Here is a 20,328-nt window from a genome sequence, read left to right as displayed (position 1 = left end):
GTTCGCTAGCATTCAGCTGGGGACCACCCCGAAGAACCGGCGGGCCAGGCCCGCCAACCGAGTCAAAGGAGACCCGTTGTGACTCTGCCCCAAGGTATTACCCCCGGCATCTGGACAATCGACATGTCCCACAGCGAGATCGGCTTCACCGTCCGCCATGCCGGCATCAGCAAAGTCCGCGGCCGCTTCACCGACGCCTCGGCGGAGGCGCACGTGGGCACGTCCCTGGCGGCCTCCAGCCTGCACGCCACCGTGAAGACGGCGAGCTTCGACTCCGGCGACGCGAACCGTGATGCCCACGTACGCGGAGCGGACTTCTTCGACGTCGAGCAGTATCCCGAGATGACTTTCCGGGCCACGGGGATCGAAGGCGCCGGCGAGGACTACACGGTCACCGGCGACCTCACCATCCGCGGCATCACCAAGCCTGTGGAACTCGAAGTGGAATTCACCGGCGTGGCGGTTGATCCGTTTGGCGCCACCAGGGCGGGATTCAGCGCCGAGGCCGAGATCAGCCGCAAGGAGTTCGGACTGACGTGGAACGCGGCCCTCGAAGCCGGCGGCCTGCTGGTCAGCGACAAGGTCAAGATCAACGTGGAGGCGGCCCTGGTCAAGCAGAGCTAGGCACGGGAGCGCGCAAGGGGGCCGCCGCGCCGGCTCGGGTCCGCGCCCGCTCAGGTCCAGGGTATGCGCAGGATGAGGGAAAACAGGGAGGCGTAGTCGTAGCTCGTGGAACTGTTGGACATGAGCACGATTGCCCTGCCCCGTTCCGGGTAGAGGCGCATGATGTTCCAAAACCCCAGCCCGGTGCCGAAGTGCTCAACGTAGGAACCGTGAGGCCCTCTTGTGTGCTTTCGGAACCAGCCTGCAGAGTGGTCAAACTGCTTTCCTTTGACCTGGATGTCGCGCATCGCGCGCGCCGTGGCTTCCTGCAGGACGCGGTTCCCTGCGGGGCCGGCGGCAGTCCCGGGGGCTGTGGTTCCGGGAGCCGCGGCCAGCCCGTCATTGAGGTGCAGCCGGGCAAACTCGGCCGCGTCCAGTACGGTTCCCACCAGGCCGCCGTAGCCCGCGCCATCAACCAGGAACGGGGTGAGTGACGAGTAGTCGCCGTGCCGTGGCCCCAGCGTCCCTGGCGGGAGGATTCGTGCCAGCACAGGCGCGAGCCCGCGGCGGATGCGGACGTAGCCGGTGGCCGCCGGACGCGCCGGCGGATAGGAGAAGCCGGTCGAATCCATCCCCAGCGGCCCGAGGATCTCGCGCTGGACGTAGCTTGTGAACGGTTCGCCGGACACCTGGCTGACGACCTGCGCAGCCACAAGGTAGCCGACGTTTGAGTAGTGCCCGGCGCCTCCCACCCGGTAGCGGAACGCGCGGCGCCTGGCCATCAGTTCCCGCAGCAGCTGTTCCTGGTCCGGCCCCGTTGTGCCTGCGGGGTGAATCCATCTCACGGGCAGCGGATTGCCCAGCCCCGCCGAATGGCTGAGCAGCTGCCACACGGTGGGCTGGGCCGGGCCGGGCGCGCGCAGCCAGGGCAGGTATTCGTGCACGGGTGCGTGCAGGTCCAGGAGCCCTTGGTCGGATAGCCGCAGGGCGGCAGTGGCTGTCACCGGTTTGGTCATCGAAAACCATGGATAGACAGTTTCCGCAGCTGCGGGGGACAGGGCATGGAGGTCCGCATAGCCGGTCCCGCCCGAATAGAGAACGCGTTCCCGTGACACGACGGCCACGGACATTCCCGGCACGCGGGCCTTGGCTGCAGTGTCGGTGAGGGCCCACCGGAACGCGGTCAGATCCATTTGTTGTGCCTGAAGGCCGCGTACAGGATCACGCCCATGACCGCCATCAGGCCCAGCGCCATGGGGTAGCCAAAGACCCAGTCGAGCTCGGGCATGGTGCGGAAATTCATCCCGTAGATAGTGCCTACCAGGGTTGGGGCGAAGAGGATGGCGGCCCACGAGGAGATGCGTTTGACCTGCTCGCTCTGCGCGAAGCTGGATTCCGTCAGGCGCCGCATCTCATCGTTCTGCCGCTGGGCCACCAGTGCGGCGTTGACGGTTAGCGCGTTCTGCAGCAAGGCCCTGAAGGAGGCGGTCCGCTCGCCTAGCCGCAGGACGTGGTCCAGGACGTCGCGCAGGTGGTCCTGCAGTTCGGGGCCGGGCCGGTGCTCGGGTGTGCCGGTGAGCAGGGCCTGCAGGATCCCGGCAAGGGGACTGGTTCCGCGCTGGAACATGATGACCTGGCGGGAGAGCTCATAGATCCGGCGTGACACGTCCGGATCGCCGCCGAAGAGGTCATCCTCGATTTCGTCGATGTCATTTTCCAGCCCGGCGGCCACCGGCTCGTATTCATCCACCACCTGGTCAAGGATGGCGTACAGCACTGCGTCCGGTCCCAGCGCCAGGAACTCGGGCTGGGATTCCATCCTGCGGCGGACGCGGGCAAGGTCGGGGGACTCGGCATGGCGGACGGTGACCACAAAGTCCGTGCCTACGAACACGTGGATTTCGCCGAACTCGACCTTTTCGACGTCGTCGAGATAGCGCGCCGGGCGCAGCACCAGGAACAGGGTCTCGCCGTAGTGCTCAAGTTTTGCCCGCTGGTGCCCGGTCAGGGCGTCCTCCACGGCTAAATGGCTGAGTTCGAACTCGTCTGCCACGGAACGCAGTTCCTGCGAGTCCGGCCGGTACAGCCCGATCCAGGCCATCCCCTCCCGCTGCCGCAGCAGGAAGTACGTCTCTTCAAGCCCTTCCGGGTCGGTGGTCCGGCGGCCATCCACATAGACGGCATTGTCAACAATCGTCACGCTGCGCCTCCCTCTGCGGACCGCCCCCTTGCTGTGACGTTAGCCCTTCGCCGGGACGCTGCCAACAGTATGCTCCCCGGCTGCCGCGAAGCCGTGAAAGTGCAGCGTAAGGATTTCGTAAAGACCGGGTCCCGCCGGAAACGCGCGGTGCTACGCTCCGTGATGCGTCGAACTGCGGGCACGGTCAGGGCACGGTGCCGGGGACGCTATGCATGCCCGCCGATGAGACGCCGATGAGACGCCGATGAGACGCCGATGAGAGGATTTCCAATGGCGGCACCGCCGAGCGGGCCGGTAAGAGTGGGTACGGACATCCGGCCCCGGGACAGCCGCATCAGGCGCCTGCTCCTGCACCCGGTCAGGTCGGTACCGGTCGCATTCCTTGCCGTGATCATGCTGGGAGCCGGACTGCTCCTGCTTCCCGCCTCGCATTACCCCACGGACTCCGACGTAGCAATGCCCGCCCTGTTCACCTCGGTCTCCGCCGTGTGCGTGACCGGGCTGATCACCGTGGACACCGCCACGTTCTGGACACCCTTCGGCCAGGCGGTCATCCTCGGGCTGATCCAGGTGGGCGGCTTCGGCATCATGACGCTGGCAACCCTGCTCGCGCTGCTGGTCCGCAAGAACCTCGGCCTCCGCGGGCAGCTTGTGGCCCAGTCCGAGACCCACACCTTGAACTTCGGTGATGTCCGGACCGTCCTGGTGCGGGTCGCCAGGATCATGGCCACCATCGAGGGCAGCACGGCAGTGGTCCTGACGCTGCGGTTCTGGATCGGATACGACGCCAACCCGGCCACGGCGCTCTGGCACGGCATCTTCCATGCAGTATCCGCCTTCAACAACGCCGGCTTTTCGCTGTACAGCGACAACCTCGTCGGGCTGGCCGAAGACCCCTGGATCATTATTCCGATCTGCGCGGCAGTGGTGACCGGCGGCCTTGGCTTCCCCGTGATCATCGCCCTGATGCGGGACGGCTGGACGATCAAGGCCTGGACCGTGCACGTCCGCCTGACCGTTTTCGGCACGCTCATCCTTCTGGCTGCCGGTTTCGTGCTCTTCGCAGCCTTCGAATGGAACCGTCCTGAAACCTTGGGGTCGTTCAGCACCGGCGGGAAGTTCCTCGGGGCGCTGGCCGGCGGGGTGTTTCCCCGGACCGCGGGCTTCAACAGCATCGACTACGGTGCCGCCACACCGGAGACCCTGATGGTGACCAACATCCTCATGTTCATTGGCGGCGGCAGTGCCGGGACCGCGGGTGGCATCAAAATCACCACCTTCCTGATCCTGGGATTCGCCATCTGGAACGAAGTCCGCGGCCGCGAGCAGGTCACCATCGCCCACCGGTCCATCAGCTCTTCGGCCCAGCGCCAGGCCCTTTCTGTTGCCTTGCTGGGCGTCGCCGCGGTGATCGCGGGAACGCTGCTGCTCCTGATGTTGACGGACTACAGCCTCGAAAAAGTGCTCTTCGAATCCATCTCCGCTTTCGCCACAGTGGGGGTCAGCACCGGCATCACTTATCACCTGCCGGCCAGCGCGGAGTGGGTCCTGATGGCCCTGATGTTCATCGGCCGCATCGGGACCATCACCGTGGCCTCGGCACTGGCATTGTCCGCCCATCCGAGGCTCTACCATTTGCCCGAAGAGCGGCCGATCATCGGCTGACGCCGCCTGCCCGGAATTCAGGGCCGGGTCAGGGCAATCCCCGACGCCTGATCACTCCTGCGCGGGGGACAATGGCCGTATGAAGACATTGCTCAATATCATTTGGCTGGTTTGCGGGGGACTCTGGCTGGCGCTCGGGTACTTCTTCGCGGGGATCATCTGCTGCCTGCTCATCGTGACCATTCCCTGGGGCATCGCTTCCTTCCGGATTGCGTCCTACACGCTGTGGCCCTTTGGCCGCATGGTGGTGGACAAGCCGGGCGGCAACGGCGTGTTCTCGCTGCTGGGCAACGTGATCTGGCTGGTGGTGGCAGGCATCTGGATCGCGATCGGCCACGTGGTGACCGCGTTCGCCATGGCCATCACCATCGTCGGGATCCCGCTGGCCATCGCCAACCTGAAACTCATCCCGGTTTCGCTGATGCCGCTCGGCAAGCAGATTGTGCCCTCCGACCGGCCGTTCGTCACCAGCTACCGCTAAACCCGGCGGAATGCGCCGCCGTCGAGAAGTGCGACGGCGGCGCTCCCGTTGAGTTCCGCGGCAATCTCCACGTCCTCCTGGTAACTGCCGAAAACGAGCTCCCGGCCGCTGGAGCATTCCAGCAGCGTCTCACCAAGCCGCGGCTCCGCGGCAGTGAAGGCGTCCATGGCCCACCGGGCCTCGGGGGAAAAGCCGGTCTGGCGGTGCTCCGGGAGCGCGGCCAGGAAAGCACCCGCGCCTAACTGGTCCTCCAGCGCGGGCCGGAGCCCGCCGTCGGGCCATCTTTCGCCCGCCGCGACAACGGCGATCACCGCTGCAGGCGGAAGGTTCCGGGCCGCCCACTCGGCGGTGGCGCGGGCGTTCCGAAGGCACACCGCCGCCACGCGCGGCACCGTTCCCGCCAGGGAGTGGGCCAGCGTAGAGCCGTTGGGCGACGGAAGCACCACCCTGTCGAGAGTCGGCGCGGAGCGGAGGCTGGCGGGGGATAGGCTCACCCCGGTGCCGCCGCGCCGGCCGGCCAGCACCGCCTCCTCTTCCGCGGCAAAATCAGCGGCAGTGCCGTCGTCCCAGCGGTAGGGAAACACGTCGGCGCCGCGGTCCACCGCGACGCTCACACAGGTGGTGAAGCACAGGACGTCCACCACCACCGCCAGTTCGGCCCCGGGCGCTACCGCCGTGGCGCCGTCGTACCCCCATTCAAAGCGGACCGTAAACGGCAGCTGCCGGTGCGCGGCCTGAACCTCGCTCACGCGAGCTCGCCCGCCAGGTTGCGCCGGGCAGCATCCAGCCAGAGCTCACGTCCGCGGGCCGTGTTGAACAGCGGGTCCAGGTCCAGCAGGTGACGGACGACGGCGGCCCGTCCCGCCGCGAAGTCAGCGTCGCCGATGTGCGCGAAGTCTTCGCGGACGGCGCTGAGGTAGCGGCCGTAGGCCTTGGGTTCGCCGCCGAGAACCGAAAGGTCCGCGTCGCAGAGGAGGGCGCCGTCGTCGTCCCCCGGCTCCGGGCGGTGGTCGGCAGTGAGCCGGACCAGCCGCCCCACCTCATATGCCTCATCCTCGGACAGGCCGGCGTGCAGGAGCCTGTCTTCGGCCAGCCGGGCCGATTCCTCCTCGTCCTGCCCGGCGATCCCGCGGTAGACGGCGTCGTGGAACCACGCAGCGAGGACCACGGTGCGTGGCGGGTCGGCCGGCTCGGTGAGCAGGTCCAGGGCCTCGAGGACGGACAGCAGGTGGGTGCGGCCGTGGTACTTTCGGTGGTCCTCGCCCCACCGGTCCAGCAGGTCCAGGAAGAGGGCGTCGTGGCCGGGCAGCACGGCGTTCCAGCGGTTCAGCAGCGGCACCTTGAGGGCCTTGCCGCGCTGGCGGGCAGGGATGCGGAGCCCGCAGGCAATCAGCTTGCGGACCAGGATCCTGGCCTCCACGGGGATGGCGCCCGCCTCCACCAGGGACTCGTACCTGGCCTCGGAGACGTCGTAATGGTCGCCGTCGAACGCCCGCTCCGGGATGCCGGCGGCCGCCGCGAAGCGGTGCAGCTCGTCGAGGGAGGAGTCCGAGATCAGGTGCGAAAAGTGGGTTCCGTGGGCTGGCCAGAGCGGCGGATCCAGGTAGACGGCCATGGGGGAAAGTCTAGTGCCGGGCGTGCCCGGGGTTGCCAGAGCCTCGGCAACGGGCCTTAAATGCCGTGGGCCTTAAATGTCGGTGCCCTTTGGCAGAGTTATCCCATGGAAGTTATGGGGGAACTTGCAGCAGGAGGGGCGTTGCGGTGGGCTAAGCTGCCCGCCGCTGCTTCGCCCGCGTCAGCTGCTTCGCCCGGGTCGGTTCGCGGTTTGTGGAGTGTTCCCGCGGGGCCGCAGCCGGCTGGGGCTTCAGCGTTCGACGGCGGTGGTGCCGGTGATCTGGCCGGGTGCCTTGCGCTGCTGGTGTCTTTGAGTTCGACGGCGGTGGCGGACGCTGCGGTGATGCGCTTCCGTGCGGCTGCTGACTTCGCGGCCACAGTCGAGGAGATTTCCCGGACCCTTGAATATCTGCAGGTGGTTGCTGCCGGGGCTGTGGACCGGGCGCGGCGGGAGGCTTCCGCTGATGCGCGGGCTGGCTCGGGCTCTGCTGCCGGCTGGACGACCGGGTGGGGCGGCGAGACGGCGTCCACGGGCCGATCGGCTGGGCTACCGGCACTCCCAGTCAAGGGGATGGCGGGCTTGGCGAGAGTGATCGGGCCGACGGCAGCCCGGGCGCCAGCGATCGAGGCACAGACGCCGCCGCGGTTCCCGGGACGAGCACCGGGGTGGGAATGTCCAACGATCCGGATCCGGCGGATGACGGGTGCCGGAACACCACCGAGTTCCTCCGCGCCCGGTTGCGGATCGGCGCCGCCGAGGCCCGACGCCGCCTCGCCCTGGCCGAGGCAGTGTTGCCACGGACCGGGATCACCGGCCACCCCGAACCTCCGGAGCGGCCTGTGCTGGCCGCGGCGGTGGCGTCCGGGTCGGTGGGTTCCCGTTCCGCGACCATCATCACCCTCGCCCTGGACCGGGTCCGGCACCACGCCCCCGAGGACACCATGGCCCGGATGGAACACACCCTGACCCGCACAGCCGCGGAGAACGACACCGATTTCGTGGCCAGGATTGCCCGGCAGCTGGTTGACGCGATCGACCAGGACGGCACAGAACCCTCCGAGGAGGAACTGCGGCACCGGCAGGGCGCCTTCATCCGGAAAACCCGGCGCGGACTGCACCACCTGGAAATCTTCGCCACCCAGGACCAGTACGAACCCCTCCTGACCGTGATGAACATCGCCACCAACCCCCGCACCCGCCCCGGAATGGCTGAAGGCAACGACGGAACCGCCAATGGCGGTGATCTGGACGGGCGGACCCGGCCCCAGCAACTCCTGGACGGGCTCGTCGGCGCCGCCAAAACCGCCCTCGCCACCGGAAACCTCCCCGCTGCGGGCGGTCTGCGGCCCCAGGTCATGGTCACCATCGACTACCGCGACCTCCTCGAACGCCTCGGAACCCCCGGCACCGGCCAACCGGCACCCCCGGCAGCGGCACCCTAGGCTCCCGAGGCCTCCCCGGCACCGCATCTTTCACCTTCACGGGCCCCGTTACTGCGTCCACCGTCCGCAAGATCGCCTGCGACGCGGACATCATCCCGGTCCTGCTCGGCAGCGAGGGCCGCATCCTGGATATCGGCCGCACCACAAGGATCTTCCCGCCCCACATCCGCAAAGCCATCACCGCCCGCGACCAAGGCTGCGCCTTCCCGAACTGCACCATCCTCGCACCCTGGTGCGAAGCCCACCACATCACCTACTGGTCACACGGGGGAACCACCAGCACAGAGAACGGCACCCTGCTCTGCTCCCACCACCACCTGATCCACAAGGAACAGTGGACCATCCAGGTCAAAACCGGGATCCCCTGGTTCATCCCGCCACCCCACATCGACCCACGCCAAAAACCCCAACGAAACCGCTACTTTAAAACCTGAATACCGGGCGTCAGATGTCACCGTCGCCTGTGATCGGCACGCCTAGACAGGGGCCGGCGGAATGTTCTGGTTGCCGCGGAATATGTTGTCCGGGTCGAAGTCGCGCTTCACCCGGGACAACCGGTCGAAGTTCTCGTTTCCGAAGGCCGCGCGGACGCGGGCCTGGCCTTCGTCGCCGATGAAGTTCAGCCACACTCCGCCCGTGGCGTAGGGCGCGATGTCGTGGCGGAAATGCTTCACCCACGCCCTGGCTTCCTCGCCCTCCTCCGGTGTTTCGCCCAATCCGAACGGGTGGCTGACCCAGCTCGCGTTGCGGTTCAGCAGTGGAGTGGCCCCCGCGGCCGGTCCGCCCACCGCACCTCCCCAGTGCGCAATCAGCTGCTGGGAGTGCTGGCCAGGCAGCCTGCGCGCAGAATCGATGATGACGTCCAGGGCGTCGTCGGACAGTTCATTGTGGTAGTCGGCGCTCCAGTAGTTGTACATGCCCGGAGGATCGTCCAGCGAGCACTGGAAGTCGGCGTAATTGGTGTCTCCCAGCAGGTCCACGGCAGGGTCGAGCGCGCGGTACGGCTTGGCCCGTTCCGCGCCTTCATCGGCGTCGCCCGCATAGATGTACACCACAGCAACAGCCATCTTGCCCACCATCTCAGGGGGAACAAACGGCTCAGGCGGGGCCGTCAGGTAGATGAGGGTTGCACATTCCTCGTTGGGCGCGGCCAGGGCAAGTTCGCGGAAGCCACGGCTGATGTCGGTGGCTGCGTCGCCTGGCCAGAGCATAAAACCGGCATGGACCTTCGGGCCCAGCTCGTGGAGCCCGAACGTGAAGGAGGTAGCCACGCCGAAGTTGCCGCCCCCGCCGTGCAGGGCCCAGAACAGTTCGGGATTCTCCTTTGCGCTGGCCGTCACCAGGTCCCCGCCGGCAGTGACCAGGTCCACCGCGACCAGGTCGTCGCAGGCAAAGCCGAACGCCCGCTCCAGCCAGCCGGAGCCGCCGCCCAGCGTGAAGCCGGCCAGGCCGGTAGTGGAGACGCGGCCGCCCGTCAGCGCCAGTCCGTGTTCCTGCGTCGCACGGTCAAACTCTCCGCACGTGAGGCCGGCTCCGGCGGTGACTGTGCGGCTTCCCGGCTCCACACTGACCGATTTCATCGGACGCACGTCCACCACCAGGCCGCCGTCGTTCATGGACATCCCGGCCACCGAATGGCCGCCGGCCCGGACGGCCACGGGCAGTTCGTTGTCGCGGGCATGCTGCAGGGCCTGGACAACATCGGCGGGGGTGCTGCATTGGGCAATGACGGCCGGACGCCGGTCGATCATTGCGTTGAAAAGCTTCCGGGATTCGTTGTAATCCGGACTGTCAGGCCTGATCCATTTCATGGCAACGCTCCTCGGCGCCGGCGGCTTCGCCCCCACAAAAAATCGTACTGCCGCGGTGGCCGGCGGGCTACCGCCTGCGGGTGTAGGGACGGGCGCCAACCAGCAAAACAACCTGATCTGCGGATGAATCATCTTTTCAAAACCGCATATGAGGAAATAGGCTGGATAAATGCCCACCATTCGCATTGCTGAAGCAGCCCGGTTCCTCGGCGTCAGCGACGATACCGTCCGCCGCTGGACCGAGAACGGAAGCCTCACCCCGGTGAAGGACGAGTCCGGTCGGCTGGCCGTGGATGGTTTCGAGCTGGCCACCCTGGCCCGCGAGCAGGCGCAGCTTCCGGAGGACCCCACCCGGGTGGGCAGTTCGGCCCGCAACCGGTTCGTCGGCCTGGTCACGGGAATCACTGCGGACAAGGTCATGGCCCAGGTTGAACTGCAGTGCGGGCCGTTCCGCGTGGTGTCACTGATGAGCAGCGAAGCCGTGCGGGATCTCGGCCTGGAGCTGGGTTCCGTGGCTACGGCCGTGGTTAAGGCCACCACTGTGATCATTGAAACTCCGCAGGGAAAGAGCATCGTGTGAACGCCGGGAAGCCGCGCCTCGCAGCACTGCTGACAGCGGTTGCGCTCACCGCCGGCCTGACTGCCTGCGCATCATCGGCGTCGACTTCGGCCGGCCCTTCGGTCGGTGCGTCGTCGGACACCGCCGGCCAGCTCTCCGGGACGGTCACGGTTTTTGCGGCGGCATCCCTCAAAGCCACGTTCACCACGCTCGCGGACGAGTTTGAAAAGAAGAACCCGGGCGCCAAGGTGACACTCAGCTTCGCCGGTTCCTCGGGCCTGGCCACGCAGATCAGCCAGGGAGCGCCCGCCGACGTGTTTGCCTCGGCGGACACCGGGAACATGGCCAAGCTCGCCGACGCCGGACTCCTCGACGGCACAGCCAGGAACTTCGCCACCAACGTCCTGCAGATCGCCGTCCCGCCGTCCAACCCGGCGTCCATCGGTTCCTTCGGGGACCTCGCCAGGCCCGGCGTCAAAGTGGTGGTCTGCGCCAGCCAGGTACCCTGCGGGGCAGCGGCGGACACGGTGGAAAAGGCCGCCGGCGTCACGCTTGCCCCGGTCAGTGAGGAATCGTCCGTGACCGACGTCCTGGGCAAGGTGACATCGGGCGAGGCCGACGCCGGCCTGGTGTACGTCACCGACGTCAAGGCCGCCGGCAACAAGGCGAAGGGCATCCCGTTCGCCGAAGCCGGCAAGGCCGTCAACACCTATCCCATCGCCACCGTCGGCGCCAGCAGGAACAAGGAGCTGGCCGTAGCGTTCATCGCCATGGTGGCCGGCGCCGACGGCAGGAAAGCCCTCGCCGACGCCGGTTTCGGGACCCCTTAAGGATGGACCAGGCCAACGTGGGCGGGTACCACGGCATCCCGCGCTGGATTTACGCGATTGCTGCTGCCGGTGGACTGTTCGTCCTGCTGCCGCTGGCCGCTATGGCGGCGAGGGTCAACTGGCCCCAGTTCATCCCGCTGGTCACGTCCGAATCCTCCCTGACGGCCCTGGGGCTCAGCCTGCGGACCTCGGCCGCGAGCACCGCCTTGTGCATCGTCTTCGGTGTGCCGCTTGCCCTGGTGCTGGCCCGCTCGAGCTTCCGTGGCCAGCGGCTGCTTCGCGCCTTCGTGCTGCTGCCGCTGGTGCTGCCGCCGGTGGTGGGCGGCATCGCCCTCCTGTACACCTTCGGCCGCCAGGGCCTGCTGGGCCGCAGCCTGGAGGCTGCCGGGATCCAGATCGCGTTTTCGACGACGGCGGTGGTGCTCGCGCAGACCTTCGTGGCACTGCCGTTCCTGGTGGTGAGCCTGGAAGGCGCGCTGCGCACAGCCGGCGGACGGTACGAGGCCGTGGCGGCCACCCTCGGTGCCCGGCCCACCACCGTGCTGCGGCGCGTCACCGTGCCGCTGGTACTGCCCGGCCTGGCCTCCGGTGCCGTGCTGTCCTTCGCCCGGAGCCTGGGTGAATTCGGTGCGACGCTCACCTTCGCGGGGAGCCTGCAGGGGGTGACCCGGACGCTGCCGCTGGAAATCTACCTGCAGCGGGAAACGGACGCCGATGCCGCCGTCGCGCTTTCCCTTGTTCTGGTGGCCGTGGCGGTGACGGTGGTGGGACTCACGTACCGGCGCCCGACGCACCGCGGCCAGCGCAGTGCCCGGACGGGCAGCGCGGACGGCGGCCGAGTGGACGGCACACGAATGGACGGTGCCCGGTGACCTTCCACATGCAGGCAACCGTGGGTGCCCGCGGGTTCGACGTCGGCCTGAGCCTTGCGCCGGGTGAAACCGTTGCGGTGCTTGGCCCCAACGGGGCCGGGAAATCGACCCTCCTCAACGTGATCGCCGGGCTGCTGCGGCCGGATACCGGCCGGGCCGAAATCGACGGAAAAGTGCTGTTCGACCTCGACGGCGGCGCCACCGCCTGGACTGCCCCACACCACCGTGGCACAGCCCTGCTCGCGCAGGAACCGCTGCTGTTCCCGCACCTCAGCGCCCTGGAAAACGTGGCCTTCGGGCCTCGCAGCACCGGGACGGCAAGGAAGGCGGCCCGCGAGTCGGCCCGGACGTGGCTGGCCGCGGTGGATGCAGCGGACCTCGAAGCCCGGCGCCCTGCGGAACTCTCGGGCGGCCAGGCCCAGCGCGTGGCCGTCGCACGGGCGCTCGCTGCCAACCCCGAGGTGCTGCTGCTGGACGAGCCCATGGCAGCCCTGGACATCCACGCCGCACCGCTGCTCCGTAGGCTCCTGAAGAAGGTCCTGGCCGGGCGCCGCGCCATCATCATCACCCACGACGTCCTGGACGCCCTGATGCTGGCCGACCGGGTGATCGTCCTCGAGGAGGGCAGGATCGCCGAGGAAGGGCCCACCCGGCAGGTGCTGCAGCGGCCCCGGAGCCGGTTCGCTGCCGGGCTGGCCGGGGTCAACCTCATTTCCGGAATCCTCACCGCCACCGGGATCCGGACTGCAGAGGGCACCGAGGTGGCCGGGCACCAGGACGAGGAAGCCCTCCCGGACGGTACCGGGCCCGCCGGCACGGCCGGGCAGCCCGGCGTAGCAGCCTTCCCGCCGTCGGCCGTTTCCGTGTTCCTGACGGACGCGCACGGCAGTCCGCGGAACTCGTTCGCCGTCACCGTCACGGACCTGGAGCAGCATGGAGACCAGATCCGGGTCCGGGCCGGCGGGATGTCCGCCGATATCACTCCCGCCGCCTCCGCGGACTTGGGACTGGCGCCGGGAATGACTGTCTACTTCGTGATCAAGGCGGCCGCGGTGGCCGTTTACCCTGCCTAGCAAACTCCCACAAACCGCCGCAAACGGCACCAAACGCGTGAGTAGTCTCATAAAACTTGGGGTTGCGCCGGACCGCGTTGGTAGCGTCGAAAGCCAAGCCAGACTCAACACGACGCCTGGCCCCCGCTTCCGCGCGCAACAGCGCGGCCGGGAGACCCGGCGTCTGGACCGCAGCCTCAAAAACTGAAATGGGACCAATGAGCCACAACTCCACAGCGCGCCCGGACGCAGCCGGGGCAACAGTCGCATCGCCCGCCGCGGGCACCGACTCACCACCAGGCGCATCCCCGGCGCCGGACGCCGCACCGGAACGCACCACGCGGGTCAACAAAACCGTCTTTTTCGGCTCGGCGACGGGCGTGGTGGGAATCGCACTCTGGGCCATCCTCGCCAAGGACAACGCCGAGGCCGTCATCGGCTCCATGGTGGGCTGGGTGTCCACCAACATGGGCTGGTACTACTTCCTGATCGTCACGGCTGTGGTGGTTTTCGTCCTCGTGGCCGCGCTGTCACGGGTGGGCAAGACCAAGCTGGGCCCGGACCATTCCAAGCCCCAGTTCGGCATGTTCACCTGGGCTGCCATGCTGTTCGCCGCCGGCATCGGCATCGACCTGATGTTCTTCTCCGTGTCCGAACCGGTCAGCCAGTACCTTGCCCCGCCGCAGGGTGAAGGCGGCACCGCGGAGGCCGCGCGGCAGGCGCTGGTCTGGACCCTGTTCCACTACGGCCTCACCGGCTGGGCCCTCTACGCGCTGATGGGGCTGGCCCTGGGCTACTTCGCCTACCGCCACAACCTGCCGCTGAGCATCCGCTCCGCGCTCTACCCGATCTTCGGCAAGAAGATCGAGGGCCCGCTGGGGCATGCCGTGGACATCGCCGCCCTGCTCGGCACCATCTTCGGCATCGCCACCTCGCTGGGCATTGGCGTGGTCCAGCTCAACTACGGCCTGAACTTCATGTTCGGCATCCCGGAGAACCTCGCCGTGCAGATCGGCCTGATCGCCCTGTCCGTGGTGATGGCCACCGTCTCAGTGGTGTCCGGCGTCGAGAAGGGCATCCGGCGGCTGTCCGAACTCAACGTGATCCTGGCCGTGGCCCTGATGCTGTTCGTGCTGGTGACCGGCAAGACCAGCTTCCTGCTGGACGGCATTGTGCAGAACGTCGGCGACGTCATGAGCCGCTTCCCGGCCATGACCCTGGACACCTTCGCCTACGACCGGCCCACCGACTGGCTGAATGCCTGGACCCTGTTCTTCTGGGCCTGGTGGATCGCCTGGGCGCCGTTCGTGGGCCTGTTCCTGGCGCGCATCTCCCGCGGCCGGACCATCCGCCAGTTCGTGCTCGGCACCATGACCGTGCCGTTCCTCTTCATCCTGCTGTGGATCTCCGTGTTCGGGAACTCCAGCATCGACCTGATCATGAACGGCAACGCCGCTTTTGGCGAGGCCGCCATGAGCTACCCCGAACGCGGCTTCTACAGCCTGCTCGCCGAGTACCCCGGCGTACCGGTGACGGCCGCCGTCGCCACCTTCACAGGGCTGCTGTTCTACGTGACCTCCGCGGATTCGGGGGCACTGGTGATGGCCAACTTCACCTCGCATCTGAAGGACGCCGACGCCGACGGTCCCGAATGGATGCGCGTGTTCTGGGCGGTTGCCACCGGCCTGCTGACCCTCGCCATGCTGATGGTGGGCGGCGTGGCCACCCTGCAGAACGCCACGATTGTGATGGGCCTGCCGTTGTCCCTGCTCCTTGTGTTCATCATGCTGGGGCTGTACAAGGCGCTGCGGGTGGAAAACTCGCTCAACGACAGCTACCGCGCCAGCCTGCCGGGCATCATCACCGGCCGTGCGGGCGATCCGCGCGGCGGCCGCAGCTGGCGCCAGCGCCTCACGCGGGCCATGAGCTATCCCGGCCGCCGGCAGACCACGCGGTTCGTCGAAGCCGTTGCCGTGCCGGCGCTGCGGGAGGTCAGTGAGGAACTGAAGGCCCAGGGCGCCGAGACCGTGCTTTCGGTGTCCACCGTGGAGTCCTGCGGGATCGACAGCGTGGACCTGCAGCTTGCCATGGGGGAGGAGCGGCCCTTCAAGTACCAGATCTACCCGGTGCAGTACGAGACGCCGTCCTACGCCACCAGGCGGGCCGACCCGGACGACCACTACTACCGGATGGAAGTGTTCTCCCTGGAGGGCAGCCACGGCTACGACCTCATGGGGTACACCAAGGAACAGGTCATCACGGATGTCCTGGACCACTACGAACAGCACCTGGAGTTCCTGCACCTGAACCGTGCAGCGCCGGGCAACACCGTCCTGGTCGAGGACCAGGTGGCCAAAGACAATTGGGAATCAGACTTCGAAACGCAGGAGGCAGCGAAATGACCACCGCAACGCTATTCATCGGCGGCACCTGGAGTGCAGCGTCCGACGGCGGCACCCGGGAGATCCATTGCCCGGCCGACGGCGAGCTGGCCGGCGTCGTGTCCGAGGCGAACGCGTATGACGCGGTCCGCGCCGTGGCAGCAGCGCGGGCGGCGTTCGACGGCGGCGAATGGGCCGGCGTTCCGCCCCTGGAACGCGGGTCCTTCCTGCTGCGCGTCGCCGCAAGGCTGCGGGAGCGCAAGGACGAGTTCGCCCGCGCCGAAACGCTGGACACCGGCAAGCGCCTGGTGGAGAGCGAAATCGACATGGACGACATCGCCAACTGCTTCGAGTACTTCGGCAAGATCGCCGGCCAGGACTCCGGACGGCTGGTGGATGCCGGCAGCAGCACCGTGGTCAGCCGGATCGAATACGAGCCCGTGGGCGTCTGCGCGCTGATCGCCCCCTGGAACTACCCGCTGCTGCAGGCCGCCTGGAAGATCGCCCCGGCGCTCGCGGCAGGCTGCAGCTTCGTGCTCAAGCCCAGCGAACTGACGCCCCACACCGCCATCCTGATGATGCAGGTCCTGGAAGAACTGGGACTGCCCGCCGGCGTCGCCAACCTCGTCCTGGGCGACGGCAAGACCGTGGGTTCCGTGCTCTCCGGCAACCCGGACGTTGACCTGGTCTCCTTCACCGGCGGACTGGAAACCGGCAAGACCATCGCCGCTTCGGCGGCCGCAACAGTCAAGAAGGTGGCGCTGGAGCTGGGCGGCAAGAACCCCAACATCATCTTCGCTGACGCCGACTTCGACGCCGCCCTGGACAACGCCCTCAACGCCGCCTTCGTGCACTCCGGCCAGGTCTGCTCCGCAGGCTCGCGCCTCATCATCGAGGAATCCATTGCGCAACGGTTCGTGGACGAGCTGGTCCGCCGTGCGGAGCAGATCCGCCTGGGCGGCCCCTTTGATCCCGACGCCGAGACGGGACCGCTGATCTCCGCGGCCCACCGCGACAAGGTGACCGCCTACGTGGAAAAGGGCATCGCCGAGGGCGCACGCCTGCGCTGCGGCGGAAAGTGGGGCGACGGCGAGCTCAAGAAGGGCTACTACTACCTGCCCACCGTCCTGGACCAGGTCACCAGCGGCATGTCCGTGCTCAAGGACGAAGCCTTCGGCCCGGTGGTCACCGTGGAAACCTTCAGCACCGAAGAAGGAGCCGTCCGGCTGGGCAATGACACCCACTACGGCCTGGCCGGCGCCGTCTGGTCCCAGGACGCCGGCAAGAGCCAGCGGGTGGCCCGCAAGCTGCGCCACGGCACCATCTGGATCAACGATTTCCACCCCTACCTGCCGCAGGCGGAGTGGGGCGGCTTCGGCCAGTCCGGCGTCGGACGCGAACTGGGCCCCACGGGCCTGGCCGAATACCAGGAAGCCAAGCACGTCTATCACAACATTGATCCGCAGGTGACGGGCTGGTTCGCGGACCGCACCTCAGAAGGGAACTGAGCGCATGACAGCACTGGGCAAGACTGGTTTCGACTACATCGTCATCGGCGGCGGGTCCGCGGGTGCGGCCGTGGCCTCCCGGTTGAGCGAGGACCCTTCGGTGGAAGTGGCCCTCGTGGAGGCGGGACCGGACGACCGCGGCGTGGATGCCATCCTGCAGTTGGACCGGTGGATGGAACTGCTGGAATCCGGCTACGACTGGGATTACCCCATCGAGGAGCAGGAAATCGGCAACTCCTTCATGCGCCACGCCCGCGCCAAGGTGATGGGCGGCTGCTCCAGCCACAACTCGTGCATCGCCTTCTGGGCGCCCCGCGAGGACATCGACGAGTGGGAGCAGAAGTTCGGCGCCGCCGGCTGGAACGCCAAGACCGCCTACCGCCTGTACAGGCACCTGGAGACCAACGAGGACGCCGGCCCGGACGCGCCTCACCACGGCGACAGCGGCCCGGTCCACCTGATGAACGTCCCGGCGGAGGACCCCTGCGGCCGCGCCCTGCTGGACGCCTGTGAGGAAACCGGGATTCCCCGCGTGCGCTTCAACTCCGACGAAACCGTGATCAACGGCGCCAACTTCTTCCAGATCAACCGCCGCGCAGACGGCACCCGATCGTCGTCGTCCGTGTCCTACATCCACCCCGTGGTGGACCGGCCGAACTTCACCCTGCTGACCGGGCTCCGGGCCCGCGAGCTCAAGTTCACGGCGGACAACCGCTGCACCGGCGTAGACGTCGTGGACAATTCCTTCGGGAAGACCCACACCCTCAATGCGCGGTCCGAGGTGATCCTGTCCGCCGGCGCCATTGATTCGCCCAAGCTGCTGATGCTTTCCGGGATCGGTCCGGCCGCGCAGCTGGAAGAGTTCGGCATCCCGGTCCGCTCCGATTCCCCTGGAGTGGGCGAACACCTGCAGGACCACCCCGAAGGCGTCATCCAGTGGGAAGCCAGGAAGCCCATGCCGGAGACGTCCACCCAGTGGTGGGAAATCGGGATCTTCACCACCACCGAAGAAGGCCTGGACCGGCCGGACCTGATGTTCCACTACGGTTCAGTGCCCTTCGACATGCACACCCTGCGCCAGGGCTTCCCGACGACGGACAACGGCTTCTGCCTGACGCCGAACGTCACGCACGCCAGGTCACGCGGGACGGTCCGGCTCCGCAGCCGAGACTACCGGGACAAGCCAAAGGTGGATCCGCGGTACTTCACCGACCCGCACGACATGCGTGTGATGATTGCCGGCATCCGCAAGGCCCGGGAGATCGTGGCCCAGCCGGCCATGGCCGAATGGGCGGGCAAGGAGCTCTATCCCGGTGAGGCCATCCAGAGCGATGCGGAAATCACGGACTACATCCGCAAGACCCACAACACGGTCTACCACCCGGCGGGAACCGTCAGGATGGGCGCGACGGACGATGCGATGTCCCCGCTGGATCCTGAACTGCGGGTCAAGGGCGTGACCGGATTGCGCGTTGCGGATGCCTCGGTGATGCCGGAGCTGACCACGGTGAACCCGAACATCACCACCATGATGATCGGGGAGCGCTGCGCGGAGCTGGTGAAAGCCGCGCGGGCACAGGCTTCCTAACGCGTCCCGGATTCATCCTTGGCGTCGCGACGCACGGGGTGCTGGCTGGTGATGGACACGCGGTTGAACGCGTTCATGGTGATCACCAGCCAGCTCACCGCCGAGTATTCGGCCGCGCTCAGGTGCTGCCGCGCGTAGGCGTCCTCCCGTTCACGCGTGTGGGCGTCAGGAAGGGTGGTGATGGACTCGGCCAAGGCCAGCGCCGCCCGTTCCTTGTCCGTGAATAAAGCGGTGTCCCGCCAGGCGGCCAGCACGGCGAGGCGCTGGGTGGTTTCGCCCTTCTTGAGGGCATCCGCAACGTGCATGTTCAGGCAGTAGGCGCAGCCGTTGATTTGCGAGATGCGGACGTTGAGCAGCTCGGTCAGCGCCCTGCCGATGCCGGCTTCGTCGGCGGCTTCCCTCGCCTTCAGGCCGAGTCCGTTGAGCGCGCGCCAGACGGCGGGGCTTTCCTTGTCGATGAAGATGTGCTGGGTGGTGGGGTTGCCCGCTTCATGAGTCTGGTCCATGGCTCCCAGAATACCCATGGCGGTATGACCGATCTTGTCATGTTCGTGACATGTACGTGAAATCTCTGTAGTGTCTTCATCGGACCGCCTGTCCGCCCCGCGCGGGCGGCGGTCCACCAAGAAAGTTCCTGCGTGTCGGGCCGTGCGCATGCTGTGCGCAGGCTCGCATGCCAGCCGGAGGGCGGTTCCTTGGGGGAGCCGCCCTCCTGCATGCCCCCTGCGGGGCTAACGTTTCCCGGGCCGCAGTCCTACCATGTGAAAATGCGTTGTCGCCTGAAGTTCCAGGGTCGCCGCGCTCCACGGGTGATCTTCGCCGTCGCGCTTCTCCTGGGGCTGCCCTCGGCGCCGGCATTCGGTTCGGCAGTGCCCGGTCCGCCGGCCTCCACTTTTCCGGCTTCCGGTCCGCAGGACCCGGGTCCCGCGGCCACGGACATTGCCGGCGGCGAGGCTGTTGCCATATCTGACGTCCCTTTCGCCGTCCAGATCGCCTACGACGCCGCCGGCGCCAGGGTTGGTTGCGCCGGCAGCCAGATTTCAGCGGAGTGGGTGATTACTGCCAGGCACTGCGACTCTGCCAGACTTCAGTCCGTCCGCCTCGGCACCCCCTACCTGGGGGTCGGGGGCATGGTGCGGACAGTTGCTGCCCGGTATCCCTCGCCGGCGGGCGACGTGCTGCTGCTCAAGCTCTCCGCCCCGCACGCCGGACAATATGCCAGCCTGTCCCGGACCTTCCCTGCGCCCGGCTCGGACGCGCGGGTGTTTGGCTGGGGCGACCAAGCCGAGGGGTCGGGGGCCATGGCCTACCAGATCAAGGCTGCCGGTGTGACCGTATCGGGTCAGGGCTCGGACGCTGTTGGCGGCTTGTCGGTCAGGACGCAATCCCGGACGGGGCACCCGCTATCAGGGGACTCCGGAGGTCCCCTCGTTGTGGCCGGCAAGCTGGTTGGCGTGCTGTCGACGTCGAGCGTCCTGCCGGACGGCGGCCCCTCCGGTTTTTCCGGCTTCTATAACGAGCATGCCGCCGTCTCGCGCCATCTGGGCTGGATCGCAGTCATCACGGGCGTCGCCCCGTCCTGATCGCCAAGCGTCCTGAATCCCGGCGCCTGATGCGGCGCGCCGCACGGGGGCCGATTGCCCCTAGACAGCCATTTCGCCGTCGGCAAACATGGACCGTAGGGCCCGTCTGCAAAGTTGAGTCATGTACACTCAACTTTA

Annotated in this window: 19 protein-coding genes; 13 read left to right on the top strand and 6 right to left on the bottom strand. The window is 67.5% G+C overall.

Features of this window, described 5'->3' with window-relative positions:
- The first annotated feature begins 78 nt into the window (after positions 1-78).
- On the top strand, positions 79-624 hold the full coding sequence (locus tag AC1MDG_RS19250) for a YceI family protein (protein ID WP_479806106.1): 546 nt from the start codon (positions 79-81) through the stop codon (positions 622-624).
- 50 nt (positions 625-674) lie between these two features.
- Here the strand turns inward: AC1MDG_RS19250 and AC1MDG_RS19245 are convergent, their stop codons facing one another.
- Both AC1MDG_RS19245 and AC1MDG_RS19240 read right to left on the bottom strand, forming a co-directional pair.
- Positions 675-1,796, bottom strand: coding sequence for a serine hydrolase domain-containing protein (locus tag AC1MDG_RS19245; RefSeq protein ID WP_479806105.1), 1,122 nt, complete (start codon positions 1,794-1,796; stop codon positions 675-677).
- On the bottom strand, positions 1,787-2,803 hold the full coding sequence (locus AC1MDG_RS19240) for a magnesium and cobalt transport protein CorA (protein ID WP_390247989.1): 1,017 nt from the start codon (positions 2,801-2,803) through the stop codon (positions 1,787-1,789). The genes AC1MDG_RS19245 and AC1MDG_RS19240 overlap by 10 nt, the downstream gene beginning before the upstream one ends.
- Positions 2,804-3,073: 270 nt before the next feature.
- Here AC1MDG_RS19240 and AC1MDG_RS19235 point away from each other — a divergent pair, with 270 nt between their 5' ends.
- Together AC1MDG_RS19235 and AC1MDG_RS19230 are read left to right on the top strand one after the other, a co-directional pair.
- Positions 3,074-4,468 (top strand): TrkH family potassium uptake protein, encoded by a 1,395-nt coding sequence (locus AC1MDG_RS19235; RefSeq protein WP_479806103.1) that lies wholly within the window; start codon positions 3,074-3,076, stop codon positions 4,466-4,468.
- 79 nt (positions 4,469-4,547) lie between these two features.
- A complete protein-coding gene (locus AC1MDG_RS19230; protein ID WP_209742169.1) occupies positions 4,548-4,949 on the top strand; it encodes a YccF domain-containing protein in 402 nt (133 codons plus the stop codon).
- On the opposite strand, the gene AC1MDG_RS19225 is transcribed toward AC1MDG_RS19230, so the two are convergent.
- Positions 4,946-5,698 carry a 2-phosphosulfolactate phosphatase gene (locus AC1MDG_RS19225; protein WP_479806101.1) on the bottom strand — a complete coding sequence of 251 codons (753 nt, stop codon included), beginning with the start codon at positions 5,696-5,698 and terminating at the stop codon, positions 4,946-4,948. The genes AC1MDG_RS19230 and AC1MDG_RS19225 overlap by 4 nt on opposite strands.
- Positions 5,695-6,564 carry a DUF4031 domain-containing protein gene (locus tag AC1MDG_RS19220; protein ID WP_479806100.1) on the bottom strand — a complete coding sequence of 290 codons (870 nt, stop codon included), beginning with the start codon at positions 6,562-6,564 and terminating at the stop codon, positions 5,695-5,697. The genes AC1MDG_RS19225 and AC1MDG_RS19220 overlap by 4 nt, the downstream gene beginning before the upstream one ends.
- A 671-nt stretch (positions 6,565-7,235) precedes the next feature.
- Here AC1MDG_RS19220 and AC1MDG_RS19215 point away from each other — a divergent pair.
- Complete coding sequence (locus tag AC1MDG_RS19215) at positions 7,236-8,006, top strand: DUF222 domain-containing protein (protein ID WP_479806098.1); 771 nt, start codon at positions 7,236-7,238, stop codon at positions 8,004-8,006.
- A 71-nt stretch (positions 8,007-8,077) separates the two neighbouring features.
- The gene (locus AC1MDG_RS19210; protein WP_479809143.1) at positions 8,078-8,440 is read left to right on the top strand and encodes an HNH endonuclease; all 363 of its coding nucleotides are present in this window, start codon (positions 8,078-8,080) and stop codon (positions 8,438-8,440) included.
- A 42-nt stretch (positions 8,441-8,482) separates the two neighbouring features.
- Here AC1MDG_RS19210 and AC1MDG_RS19205 read toward each other — a convergent pair whose 3' ends face one another.
- Positions 8,483-9,817: an FAD-binding oxidoreductase gene (locus AC1MDG_RS19205; protein WP_479806096.1), complete on the bottom strand. Its 1,335-nt coding sequence runs from the start codon at positions 9,815-9,817 to the stop codon at positions 8,483-8,485.
- Positions 9,818-9,986: 169 nt separating this feature from the next.
- Between AC1MDG_RS19205 and AC1MDG_RS19200 the strand changes: the two genes are divergently transcribed.
- The 7 genes from AC1MDG_RS19200 (at position 9,987) to AC1MDG_RS19170 (ending at position 18,607) form a co-directional block, all read left to right on the top strand.
- Positions 9,987-10,397 carry a TOBE domain-containing protein gene (locus tag AC1MDG_RS19200; protein ID WP_479806095.1) on the top strand — a complete coding sequence of 137 codons (411 nt, stop codon included), beginning with the start codon at positions 9,987-9,989 and terminating at the stop codon, positions 10,395-10,397.
- Positions 10,394-11,206, top strand: coding sequence for a molybdate ABC transporter substrate-binding protein (gene modA, locus AC1MDG_RS19195; RefSeq protein WP_479806093.1), 813 nt, complete (start codon positions 10,394-10,396; stop codon positions 11,204-11,206). Before AC1MDG_RS19200 ends, modA begins: the two co-directional genes overlap by 4 nt.
- 2 nt (positions 11,207-11,208) lie before the next feature.
- Positions 11,209-12,078, top strand: a complete 870-nt coding sequence (locus tag AC1MDG_RS19190) for an ABC transporter permease (RefSeq protein WP_479806091.1) — start codon at positions 11,209-11,211, stop codon at positions 12,076-12,078.
- Positions 12,075-13,151, top strand: a complete 1,077-nt coding sequence (locus tag AC1MDG_RS19185) for a sulfate/molybdate ABC transporter ATP-binding protein (protein ID WP_479806089.1) — start codon at positions 12,075-12,077, stop codon at positions 13,149-13,151. The genes AC1MDG_RS19190 and AC1MDG_RS19185 overlap by 4 nt, the downstream gene beginning before the upstream one ends.
- A gap of 197 nt (positions 13,152-13,348) precedes the next feature.
- Positions 13,349-15,532, top strand: a complete 2,184-nt coding sequence (gene betT / locus AC1MDG_RS19180) for a choline BCCT transporter BetT (protein WP_479806087.1) — start codon at positions 13,349-13,351, stop codon at positions 15,530-15,532.
- Complete coding sequence (locus AC1MDG_RS19175; RefSeq protein WP_479806086.1) at positions 15,529-17,019, top strand: aldehyde dehydrogenase family protein; 1,491 nt, start codon at positions 15,529-15,531, stop codon at positions 17,017-17,019. Before betT ends, AC1MDG_RS19175 begins: the two co-directional genes overlap by 4 nt.
- A 4-nt stretch (positions 17,020-17,023) precedes the next feature.
- Positions 17,024-18,607 carry a GMC family oxidoreductase gene (locus AC1MDG_RS19170; protein ID WP_479806084.1) on the top strand — a complete coding sequence of 528 codons (1,584 nt, stop codon included), beginning with the start codon at positions 17,024-17,026 and terminating at the stop codon, positions 18,605-18,607.
- On the opposite strand, the gene AC1MDG_RS19165 is transcribed toward AC1MDG_RS19170, so the two are convergent.
- Positions 18,604-19,113, bottom strand: coding sequence for a carboxymuconolactone decarboxylase family protein (locus tag AC1MDG_RS19165; protein ID WP_043484796.1), 510 nt, complete (start codon positions 19,111-19,113; stop codon positions 18,604-18,606). The genes AC1MDG_RS19170 and AC1MDG_RS19165 overlap by 4 nt on opposite strands.
- A 261-nt stretch (positions 19,114-19,374) precedes the next feature.
- On the opposite strand from AC1MDG_RS19165, the gene AC1MDG_RS19160 reads away from it, so the two are divergent.
- The gene (locus tag AC1MDG_RS19160; RefSeq protein ID WP_479806082.1) at positions 19,375-20,190 is read left to right on the top strand and encodes a S1 family peptidase; all 816 of its coding nucleotides are present in this window, start codon (positions 19,375-19,377) and stop codon (positions 20,188-20,190) included.
- Positions 20,191-20,328: the final 138 nt, after the last annotated feature.

The organism is Arthrobacter sp. AIWTK1 (assembly GCF_056680535.1).
Note: the sequence above shows the minus strand (reverse complement) of the source record. Positions and strands in the feature narration are given on the sequence as shown.

Coding starts and splice junctions, on each gene's coding strand:
- AC1MDG_RS19245 (WP_479806105.1), bottom strand. CDS start 1,796: ATGGATCTGACCGCGTTCCGGTGGGCCCTCACCGACACTGCAGCCAAG.
- AC1MDG_RS19235 (WP_479806103.1), top strand. CDS start 3,074: ATGGCGGCACCGCCGAGCGGGCCGGTAAGAGTGGGTACGGACATCCGG.
- AC1MDG_RS19230 (WP_209742169.1), top strand. CDS start 4,548: ATGAAGACATTGCTCAATATCATTTGGCTGGTTTGCGGGGGACTCTGG.
- AC1MDG_RS19220 (WP_479806100.1), bottom strand. CDS start 6,564: ATGGCCGTCTACCTGGATCCGCCGCTCTGGCCAGCCCACGGAACCCAC.
- AC1MDG_RS19215 (WP_479806098.1), top strand. CDS start 7,236: ATGTCCAACGATCCGGATCCGGCGGATGACGGGTGCCGGAACACCACC.
- AC1MDG_RS19205 (WP_479806096.1), bottom strand. CDS start 9,817: ATGAAATGGATCAGGCCTGACAGTCCGGATTACAACGAATCCCGGAAG.
- AC1MDG_RS19200 (WP_479806095.1), top strand. CDS start 9,987: ATGCCCACCATTCGCATTGCTGAAGCAGCCCGGTTCCTCGGCGTCAGC.
- AC1MDG_RS19190 (WP_479806091.1), top strand. CDS start 11,209: ATGGACCAGGCCAACGTGGGCGGGTACCACGGCATCCCGCGCTGGATT.
- betT (WP_479806087.1), top strand. CDS start 13,349: ATGAGCCACAACTCCACAGCGCGCCCGGACGCAGCCGGGGCAACAGTC.
- AC1MDG_RS19175 (WP_479806086.1), top strand. CDS start 15,529: ATGACCACCGCAACGCTATTCATCGGCGGCACCTGGAGTGCAGCGTCC.
- AC1MDG_RS19170 (WP_479806084.1), top strand. CDS start 17,024: ATGACAGCACTGGGCAAGACTGGTTTCGACTACATCGTCATCGGCGGC.
- AC1MDG_RS19165 (WP_043484796.1), bottom strand. CDS start 19,113: ATGGACCAGACTCATGAAGCGGGCAACCCCACCACCCAGCACATCTTC.
- AC1MDG_RS19160 (WP_479806082.1), top strand. CDS start 19,375: ATGCGTTGTCGCCTGAAGTTCCAGGGTCGCCGCGCTCCACGGGTGATC.